General features: G+C 46.5%; 17 protein-coding genes and 1 pseudogene. 8 read left to right on the forward strand and 10 right to left on the reverse strand.

What is annotated here, in order from left to right:
• Positions 1-164 precede the first annotated feature (164 nt).
• Positions 165-443: pseudogene (locus B2337_RS14420) on the reverse strand (SDR family NAD(P)-dependent oxidoreductase); the annotation flags it as partial.
• Positions 434-583, reverse strand: a complete 150-nt coding sequence (locus tag B2337_RS03365; RefSeq protein WP_292362268.1) for a hypothetical protein — start codon at positions 581-583, stop codon at positions 434-436. The pseudogene B2337_RS14420 and the gene B2337_RS03365, both read right to left, overlap by 10 nt.
• Before the next feature lie 447 nt (positions 584-1,030).
• Here B2337_RS03365 and B2337_RS03370 point away from each other — a divergent pair, with 447 nt between their 5' ends.
• The 8 genes from B2337_RS03370 to B2337_RS03405 all read left to right on the forward strand — a co-directional run bounded on the left by B2337_RS03370 (position 1,031) and on the right by B2337_RS03405 (position 11,431).
• Positions 1,031-1,537 carry a DUF2383 domain-containing protein gene (locus B2337_RS03370; protein ID WP_292413992.1) on the forward strand — a complete coding sequence of 169 codons (507 nt, stop codon included), beginning with the start codon at positions 1,031-1,033 and terminating at the stop codon, positions 1,535-1,537.
• A 92-nt stretch (positions 1,538-1,629) separates the two neighbouring features.
• The gene (locus B2337_RS03375) at positions 1,630-2,025 is read left to right on the forward strand and encodes a hypothetical protein (protein WP_292413993.1); all 396 of its coding nucleotides are present in this window, start codon (positions 1,630-1,632) and stop codon (positions 2,023-2,025) included.
• A gap of 131 nt (positions 2,026-2,156) precedes the next feature.
• On the forward strand, positions 2,157-2,864 hold the full coding sequence (locus B2337_RS03380) for a ferritin-like domain-containing protein (RefSeq protein WP_292413994.1): 708 nt from the start codon (positions 2,157-2,159) through the stop codon (positions 2,862-2,864).
• Between the two features lie 192 nt (positions 2,865-3,056).
• Complete coding sequence (locus tag B2337_RS03385; RefSeq protein ID WP_292742488.1) at positions 3,057-4,400, forward strand: NfeD family protein; 1,344 nt, start codon at positions 3,057-3,059, stop codon at positions 4,398-4,400.
• A gap of 5 nt (positions 4,401-4,405) precedes the next feature.
• Complete coding sequence (locus B2337_RS03390; RefSeq protein ID WP_292362273.1) at positions 4,406-5,158, forward strand: slipin family protein; 753 nt, start codon at positions 4,406-4,408, stop codon at positions 5,156-5,158.
• Between the two features lie 256 nt (positions 5,159-5,414).
• Positions 5,415-9,113 carry a methionine synthase gene (gene metH, locus B2337_RS03395; protein WP_292413996.1) on the forward strand — a complete coding sequence of 1,233 codons (3,699 nt, stop codon included), beginning with the start codon at positions 5,415-5,417 and terminating at the stop codon, positions 9,111-9,113.
• Between the two features lie 68 nt (positions 9,114-9,181).
• On the forward strand, positions 9,182-9,385 hold the full coding sequence (locus B2337_RS03400) for a SlyX family protein (protein WP_292362276.1): 204 nt from the start codon (positions 9,182-9,184) through the stop codon (positions 9,383-9,385).
• A gap of 15 nt (positions 9,386-9,400) precedes the next feature.
• Positions 9,401-11,431: a tRNA(Met) cytidine acetyltransferase TmcA gene (locus tag B2337_RS03405; protein WP_292413997.1), complete on the forward strand. Its 2,031-nt coding sequence runs from the start codon at positions 9,401-9,403 to the stop codon at positions 11,429-11,431.
• On the opposite strand, the gene B2337_RS03410 is transcribed toward B2337_RS03405, so the two are convergent.
• The 8 genes from B2337_RS03410 to rluC are packed head-to-tail and all read right to left on the reverse strand — an operon-like array spanning position 11,423 to position 16,967.
• Complete coding sequence (locus B2337_RS03410) at positions 11,423-11,761, reverse strand: Rieske (2Fe-2S) protein (RefSeq protein ID WP_292362278.1); 339 nt, start codon at positions 11,759-11,761, stop codon at positions 11,423-11,425. The two genes, B2337_RS03405 and B2337_RS03410, sit on opposite strands and share 9 nt — an antisense overlap.
• Positions 11,758-12,621: a PfkB family carbohydrate kinase gene (locus tag B2337_RS03415; protein ID WP_292413998.1), complete on the reverse strand. Its 864-nt coding sequence runs from the start codon at positions 12,619-12,621 to the stop codon at positions 11,758-11,760. Before B2337_RS03415 ends, B2337_RS03410 begins: the two co-directional genes overlap by 4 nt.
• Positions 12,622-12,635: 14 nt before the next feature.
• Complete coding sequence (locus B2337_RS03420) at positions 12,636-13,283, reverse strand: adenylate kinase (RefSeq protein ID WP_292362280.1); 648 nt, start codon at positions 13,281-13,283, stop codon at positions 12,636-12,638.
• 43 nt (positions 13,284-13,326) lie between these two features.
• The gene (locus B2337_RS03425) at positions 13,327-14,166 is read right to left on the reverse strand and encodes an HDOD domain-containing protein (RefSeq protein ID WP_292362281.1); all 840 of its coding nucleotides are present in this window, start codon (positions 14,164-14,166) and stop codon (positions 13,327-13,329) included.
• Entirely contained in the window at positions 14,157-14,321 is a 165-nt protein-coding gene (locus B2337_RS03430; RefSeq protein ID WP_292362282.1) for a hypothetical protein, read from the reverse strand. The genes B2337_RS03425 and B2337_RS03430 overlap by 10 nt, the downstream gene beginning before the upstream one ends.
• A complete protein-coding gene (locus B2337_RS03435) occupies positions 14,321-15,304 on the reverse strand; it encodes a S49 family peptidase (protein ID WP_292362283.1) in 984 nt (327 codons plus the stop codon). Before B2337_RS03435 ends, B2337_RS03430 begins: the two co-directional genes overlap by 1 nt.
• 44 nt (positions 15,305-15,348) lie before the next feature.
• Positions 15,349-16,011, reverse strand: coding sequence for an HAD-IA family hydrolase (locus B2337_RS03440; protein ID WP_292413999.1), 663 nt, complete (start codon positions 16,009-16,011; stop codon positions 15,349-15,351).
• Entirely contained in the window at positions 16,008-16,967 is a 960-nt protein-coding gene (gene rluC / locus B2337_RS03445) for a 23S rRNA pseudouridine(955/2504/2580) synthase RluC (RefSeq protein WP_292362285.1), read from the reverse strand. The genes B2337_RS03440 and rluC overlap by 4 nt, the downstream gene beginning before the upstream one ends.
• Between the last annotated feature and the right edge of the window lie 318 nt (positions 16,968-17,285).

Raw genomic sequence — 17,285 nt, forward strand, 5'->3', positions numbered from 1 at the left:
GGCGCGCGCCGGCCTGTGTTGCTCGTCGTTTATTTAGAACGACTACAAAACCGCCGGGACAAGCAATGTTCCAGACATTGCTTTTGCATACACTCCATCCATGGAGATAAACGTTTTTGAGCGTCAGCCCCGGAGGGGTGAGATACTCGGATGTATCTCACAAACTACACTCCTTGCGCCTTGATTGGTGCATTTTCAGTCACAACAGAGGCGGCTATGAGAGAGCAACAAGTCCTAGTGATTAATGGTGTCCATATCGGGCCAGGTGCCATGCCGTTTACTCTGACGCCCTGGTTAATGGCCTCAGAAGCCAGTGATAGTGTGAAATTAGCAATCGCTGCTTTTGTCGCTGCATAAGAGGCAAGATTGCTGCTTGGCTCAAATGCCTGAATAGAGGTGGCATTGATGATCGAACCACCCGGTGGAATATGTTTTAACACGACGCGGGAGAAGTGAAAAAAGGCTTCGGTGTCGGTTTCATGATTTTTTCTTGTCCCGGAATTGACTGTTGCTGCGTTTCGAACTCGGGACGTGGATAACGGCTTCTTGGATCACTAAAAGTATTAGCAATAGATTGCGTCATGCCTTAAATCCTCCAGGATGAATAGCAAATACTGAGCAATACCAGAATATGTACCACTGCAAAACTATTCCGATCAAACACGAACGCTGTAAGGCCAACTATCATTCAGGATGCAGTGAATATTGCCATCGGCATATAGATGTTCTGTCCGAGTAAAAATTACCGGCGATAGGAATTTTTTATACAGCAAAGTTAATGTTATTCCTGCTTTTATTAAAAATCATACCGACAAAAACCTTGTACCACCTGCATGAACTATCAAATCCGATTGCTGGCATAGAGTTTGCGATGGTTTGTGGAAAGTGAGTTTCTCAAGATGATATGGCAGCTTTGCGCTGACATATGTGAGGCAAGTGCCAGTGAATGTAAACAGCATCATCATGTGCACAAGCCAGTTCAGAAACATACCGGAAAATGCTAGCTGAATGATTATGGGCAACTGAACAAATGCGTAACAAATTAATTGCCAACTTTAAAAGTGATGAACATACGATGGAAGTAATTGATGAGAGTGATGTCATGGATTCTGAACAAGTTATCAGTAAGCTTGGTGATTTGGTGTCACTGGAATTCAATGCCATCGAAACTTACGAAGCGGCCATTGAACGATTGGACAATCTGGATTACCGGGCAAAAATGACAGAATTTCTGGGGGAGCACGAGCGACATTTAATACAATTTTGTGACGCTATTATACAGGAAGGTGGCGCCCCACCTGACGGTGCTGATTACAAACAATTTCTGACCAAAGGACCAGTGGTAATCGCTGCAATTGGTGGGGACAAATCTATACTGCAAGCCATGTTGCTAAACGAAAACCTGACGAACAAGCTATACGAAAATGCCAATGAAGAGATATACCCGGGCTATATCCAGCTCATGCTGAAACAGGCTTTGGGCGATGTGCGCCACCATCGGGTTTGGATCGAATCGGCCATTGAACAGCTTGATTGAATAATGAATTAAATTAACCGGGTTTGGCTGGAAACAATTGGTTATAAAAAGCGGTCTTTTTGACAGCTACCTTAGATTTAAGGATTAAAGAAATGTCTAGAAAGTTATTTCTTTCAGCAACTGTTTCGATGGCTTTTTTTGCCACACCATTGGTGGTAGCAGAACAAGTGGAGCAACCACAGCCCCATCTTCCCACAAATGACCAGCATCAGAGTAATCAGGTTGTTAGTGCGCTGAATCCGGGGCGTTCACCAATCCAGAATAATCCTCTATCCACTCACCTATTGCCGGCTACTACCCCACCTGCCAGAACCGTTATGAAACGTGATCCAGCCGGAGCTTCTGCCCGGATTAATTTACACATGTCTAATCAAGTTTTACCCAGTGCGCATGTCTCGTCTGCTTATGCATCAGTTGTTGCGGAGGGTGCTTATCTGGCTGCCTATCCAGGTAGAAATTTTTCAAACACTTTGATGCCTTATCACTGACATCAATGTGAAACGATTAACAAAGAAAATTTACGGCTTGATTTGGATGAGCTTTCGGTGTTGAACACAATTTTTTATCACACTGATTTAATTAACCAAGTTTCAAGCTCACAAGATAAAAGGACGCTGCCATGCCACATGCCAGAAAATCAGATAGTCACCTTAATCCGGATCAACATTCCCGGTTTTCAAAAACAGTCACGGATGATGCTTTAGCCTCGACCAGCAACACTTTGGAAAGCAACAAAGCAAAAATTGGACTTCATCCTGAATTTATAGATGAAATGGACCTTCAGAAGCTGAGTAAATCTGTTCCTGATGGAACTGCTGGCGATATAAAAAAAGTCCATCAGCATAATACAGAGTTACTGTTACATAAATTAGGCCAGCGACTGGCGTTTGAACGCGCCAGCGTCAGGCTGTATGAAGCACTGATTATTAAATGTCTGGCAAACCGAAAAGAAATAAAAACCGTTATTTCTGTCGATCAGCTACGACAATTCCGTGATGAGGAGGTTGAACACAGTCTCTTGCTTAAGACCGCTATTGAAACCTTAGGCTTTGATCCTGATGAATGGATTCCGGATACGGATTCCACTTTACTGGCAAGCTTACAGATCCCCAAGGTATTCACCAAAAAAAACACCACTGTTTTACAGTGCCTTGAGTCCGTATTGATATTCGCCACAAATGATAATTCCGAGTGGCATACCTTGCATGAACTGTTCACTAATATGGGGTTAAAAGATTTGGCGGATGAGTTTAATCAAGCACTTGAAGAAGACAGCAGACAGCTGGAAGCTCTCTCGCGGTGGATATACCAGTTATCGCATGCATGAAAACTCCGTTTGAAAGCAGCGAGGAATAGTATCTGTTTTTCGGTATGTGATTGAGTGGTCAACATACACTGTGTGTGCATAATAAATCCTAATCCTTAAAACCGTAATCTGTTGTTTAAATAAGGATTTATGTTGACACGCGTATTCACTTTGCTCCACCATGAAATCTCGGATACCAGCCAGGCAAACGCTATGAAAAGTGTCGTGACCAAGCGTTACATAAGCACCTTAATATTGCTGTTTTGTTGTCTGTTGTTTGTGCAGAAACCTGCCTATGCCGCAGATAAAGTCTGGACCATGACCATTCAGAGCGCAATCAGTCCTGCAACAGCTGATTTTTTTATCAGTACGCTGCGTAAGGCTGAAAAAGAAAATGTCCGGTTGCTGGTTTTACAATTGGATACACCTGGCGGTTTGGATCCTTCCATGCGCGACATCATCAAAGCCATTCTGTCTGCCAGAATCCCCGTTGCCACCTATGTTTCTCCTTCCGGTTCAAGAGCTGCAAGTGCAGGCACGTATATTCTCTATGCCAGCCATATTGCCGCGATGGCTCCAGCAACCAATGTCGGGTCTTCCACTCCGGTAAAAATGCAGCCAGGCGGTATCACTCCTGATTTTGACAAAGATAAGCCTAAAGAAAACACCCCCGATACCATGGATAAGAAAATGCTGAATGATGCGGTGGCCTATATCCGTGGTTTGGCGGAACTTCGTGGCCGTAATGCGGATTGGGCCGAAGAAACCGTACGTGAAGCTGCCAACCTCAGTGCCACAGATGCTTTTGAAAATGGGGTAATCGATATAGTGGAAAAAGATCTGCAACAGCTTTTACAGAGCTTGAATGGCAGAGAGGTGATACTGGAAAGTGGCAATGTGACCCTGCAGCTGGACAATATCGAATTGACAGAAATCGAAGCGGGATGGCGCTATGAATTATTAAATCTGATTACCGATCCTAATGTCGCCTACATATTGCTGATGATAGGTATTTACGGATTGATTCTGGAGTTTTACAACCCGGGTATGGGCGTTGCCGGTGTTGTCGGAATCATTTGCCTGTTGCTGGCAGCGTTTGCTCTGCATATGTTGCCGATTAATTATGCCGGGCTGGCCTTATTGATTGTGGGTATTGGTTTGATGATGGGGGAGGCATTCAGTCCGTCATTCGGGATTTTGGGGATCGGAGGATTACTGGCCTTTGTTTTTGGCTCGATTATGTTGATGGATAGTGAGTTACCGGCATATCAGATTTCCATGCCGTTAATCGCTGCGCTGGCTGTGATGTCGTTTGCCATTTTTGTTTTTGTTATCGGTGCTGCTTTGCGTGCCCGAAAAACAATGGTGGTCAGTGGACAAGAGGCTATCATCGGCGCGCAGGCAGAGGCGCGGGAAGATTTTACCGGCCATGGAAAAGTTTATGCGATGGGCGAGCAGTGGCAAGCTTTCAGTCAGGAACCGGTGACCAGGGGCGAGGTATTGCGGATAGTTGCACGTGATGGACTTGTCCTACACGTAGAAGCCATTAAGGAGTAATGAGCATGCAAACGTTTATTCTTGTAATTGTATTCATCATTGTTGCGCTGATCCTCAGTACTTTCAGGGTGCTGCGGGAATATGAGCGTGGTGTTATCTTTTTGCTGGGGCGTTTTTACAAGGTGAAAGGCCCCGGGTTGATTGTTGTCATTCCGTTTATTCAGCAGATGGTCAAAGTGGATTTGCGAACGCTGGTGCTGGATGTGCCATCACAGGATCTGATTACCCGTGACAATGTTTCTGTCAATGTGAATGCCGTATTGTATTTCCGGGTGGTTGATCCGCAGAAAGCCATTATTAATGTGGAAAACTATATGGATGCTACCGGTCAGCTGGCCCAGACAACATTACGTTCCGTATTGGGGCAGCATGAACTGGATGAGTTGCTGGCGGAAAGGGATCGCCTGAACGATGATATACAGCATATTCTCGATCGGCAGAGCGATCAGTGGGGTATCAAGGTCTCCAATGTTGAAATCAAGCATGTGGATATCGATGAGAGCATGATTCGGGCGATTGCCAAGCAAGCCGAGGCGGAACGTGAACGTCGAGCCAAGGTTATCCATGCCGACGGGGAATTTCAGGCTTCAGGCAAGTTGGTAGAAGCAGCCGAACAACTGGCTCGACAGCCTACGGCAATCCAGCTGCGCTACTTGCAGACCTTGACCGAAATTGCCGGAGATAAGAGTTCAACGATTGTTTTCCCTGTCCCTTCTCAGCTATTGGATAGTTTGCATAAAATGATGAGTAAGGAATAAAACAGTGCACCAGACCCCTAATATTTAGTTTTCATTTTCTGATAGCAGCAGAGTCATTTTTATGACTCTTCTGCCATGTTCAGCAGAAAAGCTGAACATGGCAGAAGGGCCGGCATGTTCTGTTATAATCAGGTGTTTTTTTAACCAGAGTCCGCTTGTCTTTTATTGCCACCACTGCTGGAAGCTTAATTTTAATTCAATGCTGCGGGGGTGAAAAGATAAACAGACCCTTTAACAGCCTGACAGGAAAACCGTTTTGACCACAGCTTCTCATCAAATTCGCAGTCTGCTTGAACACAAGATCCTGGTTCTGGATGGTGGCATGGGTACCATGCTGCAAAGTTACAAATTGAGCGAGGCAGATTTCCGCGGAGAACGCTTTGCCAATCATCCCTGTGATGTGAAAGGCAACAACGATTTACTGTCATTGACCCAGCCGCAAATCATTCGCGATATTCATCGGGCTTATTTTGAAGCCGGTGCCGATATTGTCGAAACCAACACCTTTAATGGTACCTCGATTGCGATGGCGGATTACCAGATGGAAGATCTGGTTTATGAACTGAATAAAGTCTCTGCCCAGCTGGCCCGTGAAGTGGCCGATGAATTTACGGCCAGCAACCCCGATAAACCGCGTTTTGTCACGGGTGTTTTAGGCCCTACCAATAGAACTGCCAGTATTTCCCCGGATGTAAACAATCCCGGTTTTCGTAACGTCAATTTTGATCAGCTGGTCGAAGCCTATCTGGAAGCCATACGTGGTCTGGTCGACGGGGGCAGTGATCTGCTGCTGGTGGAAACGGTATTTGATACCTTGAATGCCAAGGCTGCCGTATTTGCTATCGAACAGTATTTTGAACAGCATGATGTGCATTTGCCGGTGATGATTTCTGGCACTATTACCGATGCCAGTGGCCGTACACTTTCCGGGCAAACAGCCGAAGCCTTCTGGAATTCGTTGTCACATGTACAGCCGTTATCGATCGGTTTGAACTGTGCGTTAGGTGCGGAACAATTACGCCAGTACGTTGAAGAGTTGTCCAATATTTCCACCAGTTATGTCAGCGCGCATCCTAATGCCGGCCTGCCAAATGAATTTGGTGAATATGATGAATCACCTGAAGCCATGGCAATTCATATCAGGGAATGGGCAGAATCCGGGTTTTTAAACATCATTGGTGGGTGCTGTGGCACCACACCGGCACATATCAAAGCCATTGCCGAAGCCGTGGAGGGCGTTAAACCTCGTCAGCGAGTTGAAAACAAGCATTACTGCCGTCTGAGTGGTCTGGAGCCGTTAACCATTACTCCGGAAAGTCTGTTTGTGAATATTGGTGAACGCACCAATGTGACGGGGTCGCTGAGGTTTGCCAAACTGATCAAGGAAGGTGATTACGATACCGCGCTGGAAGTTGCCCGTCAGCAGGTGGAAAACGGTGCGCAGATTATCGATATCAATATGGATGAAGGCATGCTGGACTCGCAGGATGCGATGGTAACCTTCCTCAATCTGGTCGCAGCCGAACCTGATATCAGCCGGGTGCCGATCATGATTGACTCTTCCAAATGGGAAATCATTGAAGCCGGCCTCAAATGTATTCAGGGCAAAGGCATCGTCAACTCGATCAGTCTCAAGGAAGGTGAGGAAAAATTCATCGAACAGGCCAAGCTGGTACGCCGTTATGGCGCAGCAGTTATTGTTATGGCGTTTGATGAAGATGGTCAGGCCGACACCCGCGAACGTAAACGGGAAATCTGTACCCGCAGTTATGAAATCCTCACCGAAAAAGTGCATTTTCCAGCCGAAGATATCATCTTTGATCCGAATATTTTTGCCGTGGCTACCGGTATTGATGAGCATAACAATTATGCCGTCGATTTCATTGAAGCCACCCGTGATATCAAACAAAGCCTGCCCCATGCGATGATCAGCGGCGGCGTTTCCAATGTGTCGTTTTCGTTTCGTGGTAACAATCCGGTGCGTGAAGCGATTCATGCGGTGTTTTTGTATCACACCATTAAAGCCGGTATGGATATGGGTATCGTCAATGCCGGTCAGCTGGCGATTTATGATGATTTGCCGGAAGAATTACGTGAGCGGGTGGAAGACGTCATTTTAAACCGTCGTAATGATGCCACTGATCGTTTATTGGAGATCGCCGATAAATATAAAGGCGACGGCAGTGTCGAGAAAAAAGAAGATCTCGAGTGGCGCAGTCTGCCAGTGGTTAAACGGCTGGAATATGCGTTGGTTAAGGGGATCGCGGACTTTGTCGAAGAAGATACCGAGCTGGCTCGGCAGGAATATGCTAAACCGTTAGAGGTCATTGAAGGCCCGTTGATGGACGGCATGAATGTGGTCGGGGACTTGTTCGGCGAGGGCAAAATGTTTTTGCCTCAAGTCGTCAAATCCGCCCGGGTAATGAAAAAAGCTGTTGCCTATCTGATGCCCTTCATCGAACTGGAAAAAGACGACAGTACCGTCAGCAGCAGCAATGGCAAGATTTTAATGGCGACGGTGAAAGGCGATGTTCACGATATCGGTAAGAATATTGTCGGCGTGGTGTTGCAGTGCAATAACTTCGAGATCATTGATCTGGGCGTAATGGTTCCTGCTGCCACGATTCTGGAAACCGCACGTAAGGAAAATGTCGATATTATCGGCCTGTCAGGTTTAATTACGCCTTCACTGGAAGAAATGGCCCACATGGCAAAGGAAATGGAGCGGCTCGGTTTTGAAATCCCGCTAATGATTGGCGGTGCCACCACTTCGCTAATCCATACTGCCGTCAAGATTGATCCGAATTATCATGGTCCGGTGATCTATGTAAAAGATGCATCACGTGCGGTTGGCGTGGCACAGAATCTGGTCAGTAAAATCACCCGGGATGACTTTGTCGGCAAAATCAAAACGGATTATCAGGCCAAACGGGATCAGCATAAAGGTCGTAAATCCACGCGGCGTTTATTGACTTTGAAACAGGCTCGCGCCAATAAAACCAAAATTGACTGGCCAGCGTATCAAGCGGTCAAACCTTCTCAAACCGGTATTCAGGTATTTGATGATTATCCCTTGCAGGAGCTGGTGGAGCGCATCGACTGGACACCCTTTTTCCAGTCATGGGAATTGGCTGGCAGATACCCCCGTATTCTGACCGATGAAATTGTCGGTGAACATGCTACGCATTTGTTTGAAGATGCGAAAAAAATGCTCAAACAGATTGTTGATGAAAAGTGGCTGAAAGCACGCGCCGTAATTGGTCTGTTTCCTGCCAATAGTGTCGGCGATGACGATATTGAAATCTATACAGATGACAGCCGTCAGCAAGTATTGATGAAATTGCACTCTTTGCGCCAGCAAGCTGAAAAACCACCAGGTCGACCTAATGCCGCATTGGCAGATTTCCTCGCACCAAAAGATAGTGGCGTTGAGGATTATATCGGTGCGTTTGCTGTCACCGCTGGTATTGGCATTGACGAACATATTGAACGTTTTGAAGAAGATCATGATGACTATCACAGCATCATGTTGAAAGCGCTGGCCGATCGTCTGGCTGAAGCCTTTGCCGAGCGAATGCATGAGCGGGTTCGCAAGGAATTCTGGGGCTACAAGAAAGATGAACAACTGGACAATGAAGATCTGATTGATGAGAAGTATCAGGGTATACGTCCGGCCCCTGGTTACCCCGCCTGCCCGGATCATACTGAAAAAGGTCTGTTGTGGGATTTACTGGATGTGGAAAAACGTATCGGCATGACGCTGACCGAAAGTTTTGCCATGTTACCTACAGCAGCAGTCAGCGGCTTTTATTTTGCTCACCCCGAATCACGTTATTTCGGATTAGGCAAAATCAGCGAAGATCAGGTCAAGGATTATGCGAAGCGTAAAAACTGGACACTGGATTATGCCGAGCGCTGGTTAGCACCGGCGTTATCCTATGATGGGGATGACTGATGTCGGAAATCCACTATTGTTCTATGAACTTTGTAGTCGACTATCTATAAGAAAGGGGAGAGTTTGCTATGAATGAAGACATCGTAGATTTACAAACCCGTATGGCGTTTCAGGATGGGGTTATCGAACAGCTGAACCAGGTGGTTACTGATCAGCAACAACAAATTGATCGATTGGAACGTCGTCTGGAAAAACTGCTTGGTCAGGTGGAAGCGTTGCAAGCCGATCAATTAGTGCAACAAGCGGATGAGCCACCGCCACCTCATTATTAATTCAGCCCCGCACTCATGAAATTGAACAGGCCGCCAAGACGATGTTTACTGGTAAAGGGGGAGTGGGAACTATGCCATCAGACGGCAGAAGCCTTGCTGGCTGTATGGGGGGCAGCAACACATATCTGGCTCACGGATTCCTCACAAGTATCTGCCGATAAATATCTGCAAAAACAGGCCCGTCAATTTCTCGGCCGTGAATTTGATGTGGTGGTTTTTGATGCACTGCAGGAGTTTAATGCAGACAGTTTTGCCGCTATTGTTGGTACCATCCGTGCTGGCGGTATCCTGCTCATTCTGTTGCCAGAAAAAAATTTGGCCTCCAACTGGTATCAACGTTTTGAGCTGATTGTAGATCGTTATCTTGTGGAGTTTGCCGATTTTCATCAGTGGCTTCCCGGCCAGCTTTTGCCATCGGATTTTCGCCCCGAAAAATCGACAGAAACAAAATTTAAGCTGACAGCAGATCAACAAAATGCATTAAGTCTGGTGCATAAAACGGCATTTGGGCATCGTCGGCGTCCCTTATTAATTACTTCCGACAGAGGACGCGGGAAAACCGCTTTGCTCGGTGTGGCGGCGGCGGAATTAATACGCCAGGGTAAACAGAAAATCATCGTGACCGCACCCGGTTATGCGAGTGTCGATACCTTGTTTAAACATGCCAGCAGTGAATTAATCGATGCCCAATTAGGGCACGGACAATTATTTTGGAATGGCTGTGAAATTCAGTTTGTCGCACCTGATGCGTTACTTGAAAATGAGCTGGAAGCAGATGTGCTGCTGGTGGACGAGGCCGCCGCATTGACCTTGCCGATGCTTAAACAGATGTTACAGCGTTATTCACGCATCATTTTTGCGACGACTTTACATGGATATGAAGGCAGTGGGCGCGGCTTTAAACTGCAGTTTCAACAAATCCTCGATCTGCATACGCCCGACTGGCGACAGATTGAATTAACCCAACCGGTACGCTGGAATCCGGGAGATGCATTGGAACAGTTCAGTTTTGAATTATGTTTACTGGATGCTGAGCCGGTTGCCAAAGAATTAATTGTTGATCTCCAGATAAATCAGCTGCAGGTGAAAAAGCTGAGTGCCGATGCGTTATTACAGGACGAAGCCCTATTAAGACAGTGCTTTGGTTTGATGGTCACGGCACATTATCGAACCCGACCATCCGATCTGCAAATGCTATTGGATCGTGATGATATGTGGTTGTTGGGTGTGTTTAATCAACAGCAACTGGTTGCTACTGTCTGGTTGGTTGCCGAAGGTCCTATTAACCCAAGGTTGGCGGCGGCGGTATTTGCCGGAGAGCGTCGGCTGAACGGGCACCTGTTGCCACAAACGCTGCTGGCGCATTCCGGGATTAGTATCGCCGGAGAATATCATTATCAAAGGATAGTACGTATTGCAGTGCATCCAGCACTCCAAAATCGAGGGATCGGACACTATTTATTAAATACCGTGATCAGTCATTTACCTGAAAACACCGATATTGTGGGTTGCAGTTTTGCAGCCAGTGAATCTTTAGTGCGATTTTGGCAAAACAGCGATTATGGTCTGCTGCGTGTGGGAGCCCATAGCGATCATATCAGTGGTCGACATGCCGTAATTCTGGCAAAACCAATCAGCCCTGCCGGGAAAATGTTGATTGAACAGACCCAGCAACGGCTGATTGAGCAATGGCCGGATTTATTGCTCAGCCAACTTTCTCACCTGGAAGCAGGCTTAATTCCATTATTAACGCAGATGCTGCCGCAATCCGAACTTCCATTAACAGTGGTGGACGAAGAGGAGATAACGGCATTTGCTTTCCAAAAGCGTCATTATGATGCCTGCCAGATAGCCATCCGCAAGTTTGTTGTAAATTGTGTCAAGCAGCAGAGATTTTTATCTATGCCGACAATTTTGCAATCAATTTGTTTGGTTTTTGTACTGCAGCAGCAACCAATACCTGTCGTCTGCAGGCAATTAAACCTGAAAGGTAAACAGGAACTGCTTGGGCAGTTGCGGGAAGCGGTCAGAATTTTATTATTGTGAGACCAGATATAAGTTATTTAACTCATCTACTTCTGTCTGCAGGGCTGTCAGACTCTGTCCGCGGCATGGGCCAGAAATACAATACCCTTCTTCCAGCGTAAATAATGCCCCGTGAGTAGAACATTGGATATGTGTTTCTTCCACTGATAAAAATTTATCCGGTTGCCAGTTCAATGGGATTCCCAGATGCGGACAATGATTGAGATAAGCCCGGACATCTTTACCCTGGCGTATTACCAGGATATCCAGCTCTCCGTCTTCCAGTGCGATCTGATAACCATAACTATGATGATCTTTCAGGTCTTTGATATGACATACAAATTTTTTCATAACGATTTAACAAGATTTTCAAAACCATATTGTTGGCATTTGTTGGCGGCCAACTGACTGGCAAATTGCAGACTGTCATTAAGCGACTTTTTTGCCAACAGACTATGGATCATGCCGGCATTAAAGGTGTCACCAGCTCCCAGACTGTCGACTGCCTTAGGAATTTTGGTCGCGGGGCAAAAAATCATCTGTGCATTGTGCCAGCCATACGCTCCCTCTGCACCCCAGGTGCAGGTTGCCGAATGTGCATGACAAAGATCATCAAACAAATCCTCAGCGAGACGATAACCTTTTGATTCAGCGTATGCTCTGGAGAAAAACAGCCAGTCAGCCATCCCGGATAAACTTTCGATACCGTCACGAGGTTTTTCAATTTCCAGGGATATCGGCACATTTGGTGAGTTTTGTCGGCAATGTTCGAGCATTTTTGCTAACTCTGTAACGTTACGACCTTCAAAGTGCAACCAGTCAAACAAGCTTAAATCGATTTTCTCAAATGTGGCAAAAGTTAGCTCAGGACAATCACGATGATGCACTATGGTTCGGCTACCGTTCTGTCGATTCAGCGTAATATAAGATGTGGGCATTTTGCCTTGATTAAGACGAGGGCAAAACTGTGTATTAATCTGATAGCGATTGAGATCGGCTTCGATAATGTGCCCGTCAGCTTCATCAATTAATGTTGCCGCCAAATAATTCTTATGGCCCAGCTGACTCAACACGCAAAGGGTGTTGCTGGCATTACCACCCCGGCTCATGCGTTGTGACAATGCCCGAACTTCAGCATCTTCAGCCGGATAACTGGCAACTTCGTTGATAATATCCAGCGTGGCAATGCCGGTGGCCAGAATAACTGCCATCGTGCTAATACAAATCAGATGTCGTCGAAAATGGCGCCAACTGCATCGGTAATCGCATCGATATCCCCGGTGCCTTTAATCGTATGCAGTTTATTCTGTTGCTGATAAAAACCCACTAACGGTGCGGTTTGCTCTTCATAGACTTTCAGACGATTTTCGATAGTGGCTTCGTTGTCATCCTGGCGCTGAAATAACTCACCACCACAGTTATCACAGACACCTTCCTTAGCCGGTGGTGATAAATGCACGTTAAAAATGGCACCACAATCTTTACAGGTACGACGGCCTGTTAATCGCTGCATCAGCTCTGTGAATGGCACATCAAGCAACACAACACCCTGCAGCGGCTGGCCCAGATCGCCAAGCATTTTATCTAACGCTTCGGCCTGAGCAATATTACGTGGGAAGCCATCGAGAATATAACCATTTCTGGCATCATCATGGGTCAGTCGTTCACGAATGAGCCCAATCACGATTTCATCTGAAACCAGCGCACCGGCATCCATCGCAGATTTAGCCTGTTTACCTAATTCAGAACCTGCGGTGACTGCGGCACGCAGCAGATCACCAGTAGATATTTGCGGGATATTGAATTTTTTCGATAGAAAAACACCCTGGGTACCTTTACCGGAACCCGGCGCGCCAAGTAATACTGTTCTCATGTTTGCCTCTTGCTTGTTTGTTTTCTGTTCGTATAAGTGAGTTTTATAATAAGTTTGCTGCCAGATGTTCCAATTGAATGGCAACTTTGCGGAGTATGGGGGGAATAACTTCCGGCTGTAACTCCAGTCTATCCCAGGCCACAGGATCCAGCGGCGGTACATGTTGATCACCGCTATGGCCAAATGGAACGGCACTGACCATAACATCGGCAACATGCACGATGCAGACTTCAGCCGCATAGCCCGAAGCCAGTGGATTATGGTGATGTCTGGCAACAAAACCAAGGGACTCAGGCAAACGCCATGCCTGAATTAACGCTTCTCCTGCTTCGGTATGATCGAAACCAATCACCCGTTGCTCTGCCAGATGCAAGACCTCATGACCAAAGCGGGCACTTTTGATGGATTCAGCTGACAATTCCGGCACGGATTGATATAAAACCAGGCTACCGATGTTATGCAGCAGTCCGGCAATCAGATACTGTTCACTTTGTTTGTGTCCAGCCGCTTCAGCTAATAATTTGGCACAAATTGCACAGGCCAGACTATGGCGCCAGAAGATGTTCATTTCCATCAGCGTTTTGGGAATACCGCTGAATGCATTGACCACCGAAGTCGCCAGAACCAGATTGGTCAATTCACGGGTGCCAATAACGGTAATGGCGCGTGAAATCGTGTTGATTTGTGACGGAAAACCATAAAACGGACTGTTGACGATCTTCAGTAGCCGTGTCGTTAATGCCGGATCCGTATTGATAACTTTACTGATGTCATCAATAGCACTATTGGGATCATGAATCAGTTCATCCAGCCGGGCATAGGTGCTGGGCGGTGAGACCAGCTCAAGTGACTTATTAACCAGTGATTGAGGTGTCAGAGCCATGATGATTCACTCGATTCATCAGGGGTTAACTTGTCCAGCGATGCTTCATTAAATAACAAAGCAATCAGTGGATGTTTCAGATCGGCGTAGCGGAATAATTCCTCGCGATCAGCCAGCGCTTTAGCCACTAATTCATCATGATGTCCGGTATCCATTAGCGAAGATTCCAATATTGACTACTGATTAATGTTTCACTGATTTTCACGCCCAGACTACCAGCAAAACGATCCAGATAACTCGGGCGAGGTGTGTAATCAACAATTTCTTCGGCGCCAACGATATCTCTGGCCACCGTACTACTATTAGCCAGTCCATCAATCAGGCCGAGTTCAAGCGCCTGTTCGCCGGACCAGAACAATCCCGAGAAGATATCAGCATCGTTTTTCAAGCGCTCACCACGGCCGGTTTTGACCACATCAATAAATTGTTGATGAATATTGTTGAGCATTTGATGGGCGTGCTCAACATCCTGTTCTTTAAGGGGCATAAACGGATCCAGGAAGGCTTTATTGTCGCCCGCGGTTAATGAGCGCCTCTCAACACCCAGTTTATCCATCGCTTCGGTAAAGCCAAAACTATCCATGCGAACCCCGATAGAACCGACAATACTGGCTTTATCAGCGTAAATTTCATCAGCCGCCACCGCAATATAATACCCGCCTGATGCACAGACATCCTGAATCACGGCATAAACCGGAAAGTCGGGACGTGTCGTACGTAAACGGGTAATTTCATCATTGATGACGCCGGATTGAACCGGACTGCCGCCTGGCGTGTTCATGCGAATAATCAAACCTTTGGCCTGTGGACTCTCAAATGCATCACGAATACCCGTTACAACACGATCTGCACTGGCTTCTGTCTCTGGCGCGATCACGCCGTTTACTTCAACCAATGCGGTGTGGGGGCCGGAGGGTAGGTTGCTTCCACCAAACGGTCTCGTCATTAGAAATATTGCAACAAGATAAAGCAGTATCAGGAATTTGAATACATATCCCCAGCGGCGTGAGGCGCGTTGCTCTTTTATGGCAGCAAAAGCGAGGTCTTGTAAGATTTTACGTTCCCATTGGTCATTTTGTGCTGCAGCACTCTGTGAATCTTGTTTGTGTTCCGGTGGGAAGTCGCCAAAAGTTGCCATTGTGTTTCATCCTGAACAATTAAAGTTAGTGGGTCACATCATAATCAAAACCGTTGGTTGTTGCCATGCAACCATTCATCCAATGCAAATAAGTCATCCACAATATGAAATGGCTTACAGGCTTGTAAACGATCCAAAGCATGCGCGCCGTGTGTTACAGCAACACTTTTCGCCCCGGCATTATGTGCCATAAGCAGATCAAATTCTGTATCGCCAATCATCATCGTGGAGTCTGCTTCAACACCACAGAAGCTTATCAACTCTTCAAGCATTTGCGGATGCGGTTTGGAATGGCACTCATCAGCACAGCGGGTAGCGGTAAATAAATCAGCCAAACCGGTAGCAGCAAGAACTTTGTCCAGACCCCGACGACCTTTACCTGTCGCGACACCAAGGAAAATATTCTGATCAGCCAATTTATGCAATAACTCAACGGCATTATCAAACATTGGCAATTCATGCGGATGGTTCAGCCAGATTTCCCGATACGCCATGGCTAGTTGCTTAATATCGGCATCGGTGCTGTTCGGATAGAGTGTGCGGACGGCTTCGGGTAATCCCAAACCAATAATCTGGCTGATGGCGTTATCGGTTAATGGGGACAATTGCAACTTGTGAATAGCCTCCCGCATGCAGAATACGATATGGCCGGTGGAATCCATCAGGGTGCCATCCCAGTCGAAAACGATCATTTGATATTGACTCATGACCGGCCTTCCAGTTGCTTTAATACAGCTTTTAATGTGTCAGGTAATTCGGCATGAAAAGTCACCGGTTCATGAGTGATTGGATGCTTGATAGACAGTTGCCATGCATGCAAAAACATGCGTTTTAAGCCGATTTGTTTAAGACGTTTATTAAATTCGCGGTTACCATATTTTTCATCACCGGCAACCGGATGTGATTGGCTGGCACTATGGACCCGAATCTGGTGTGTTCTACCGGTATAAAGTTTGGCAGCAACCAGCTGACATCCGGCAAAATCCTGTTTTACCTCAAATAGTGTCTTGGATTTTTTACCGTTAATATCCGGCGCCACCATGCGTTCACCTGAACTCAGCGTGTTTTTCTGTAAAGCCAGGTCAACGATATTTTCCTGAGCCGGCCAACGGCCCATGGTCAACGTAAGGTAGCGTTTATCCGTTTCAGAAGTTTTCATCTGCTCCTGCAGATTGAGCAGGGCCTCACGACTTTTGGCTATCACCAGACAACCCGAGGTATCGCGATCCAGTCGATGCACCAGTTCCACAAAACTATTTTGCGGACGGATAATGCGCATAGCCTCTATAACGCCTATCTGGATCTGGCTGCCAGCGTGTACTGCCAGACCCGAAGGTTTATTGATGACCAACAGTGCATCGTCTTCCAGTAGAATAGACTGTTCAAGTGCATCGGTCAGCGACTCTGATAATTCAGTGATAATTACTTTTTCACTGACCCGAAGCGGAGGGATTCGCACTTGATCACCGGCCTGTAGCCGGTAGGTCTGTTTAATGCGACCTTTGTTGACCCTAACTTCACCTTTGCGCAATGCACGATAAATCCGGCTTTTGGGAACGCCTTTTTCCAATGTAATCAAAAAATTATCAATACGTTGACCTGCCTGATCGGCCCTGATATCGATAAATTGAACTGCCGGTGATGCTTGTGGAGAATTCGCCATAGAATAATGTTAGGTTATTTCTTGCTGATGTGGTTGCAGACTGATATATTTCGCCGTTGGTCTGTACGTAAAATGAGGTCAGTATACCGACTTTCTGATGAACAGGCCTAAGCAAACGTCGCGCCCCCTAGGAATGGGGTTGATGCGGCTGAGGACACGAAACGAATTTGAATACGCTGAACAGGGGTTCAGTGATGCATGGCTCCCAAAACGGAGCTTGTTTTGAGAATAATGGTTCCCACGTCTGGCTACAGCAAAACAAATAGCAAAAAATGTACGAGACAGGGCGACGAAGTAAATAATCAAACGGTTTGTGGC

Source organism: Methylophaga sp. UBA3192 (genome assembly GCA_002363955.1).
Lineage (GTDB): Bacteria > Pseudomonadota > Gammaproteobacteria > Nitrosococcales > Methylophagaceae > Methylophaga.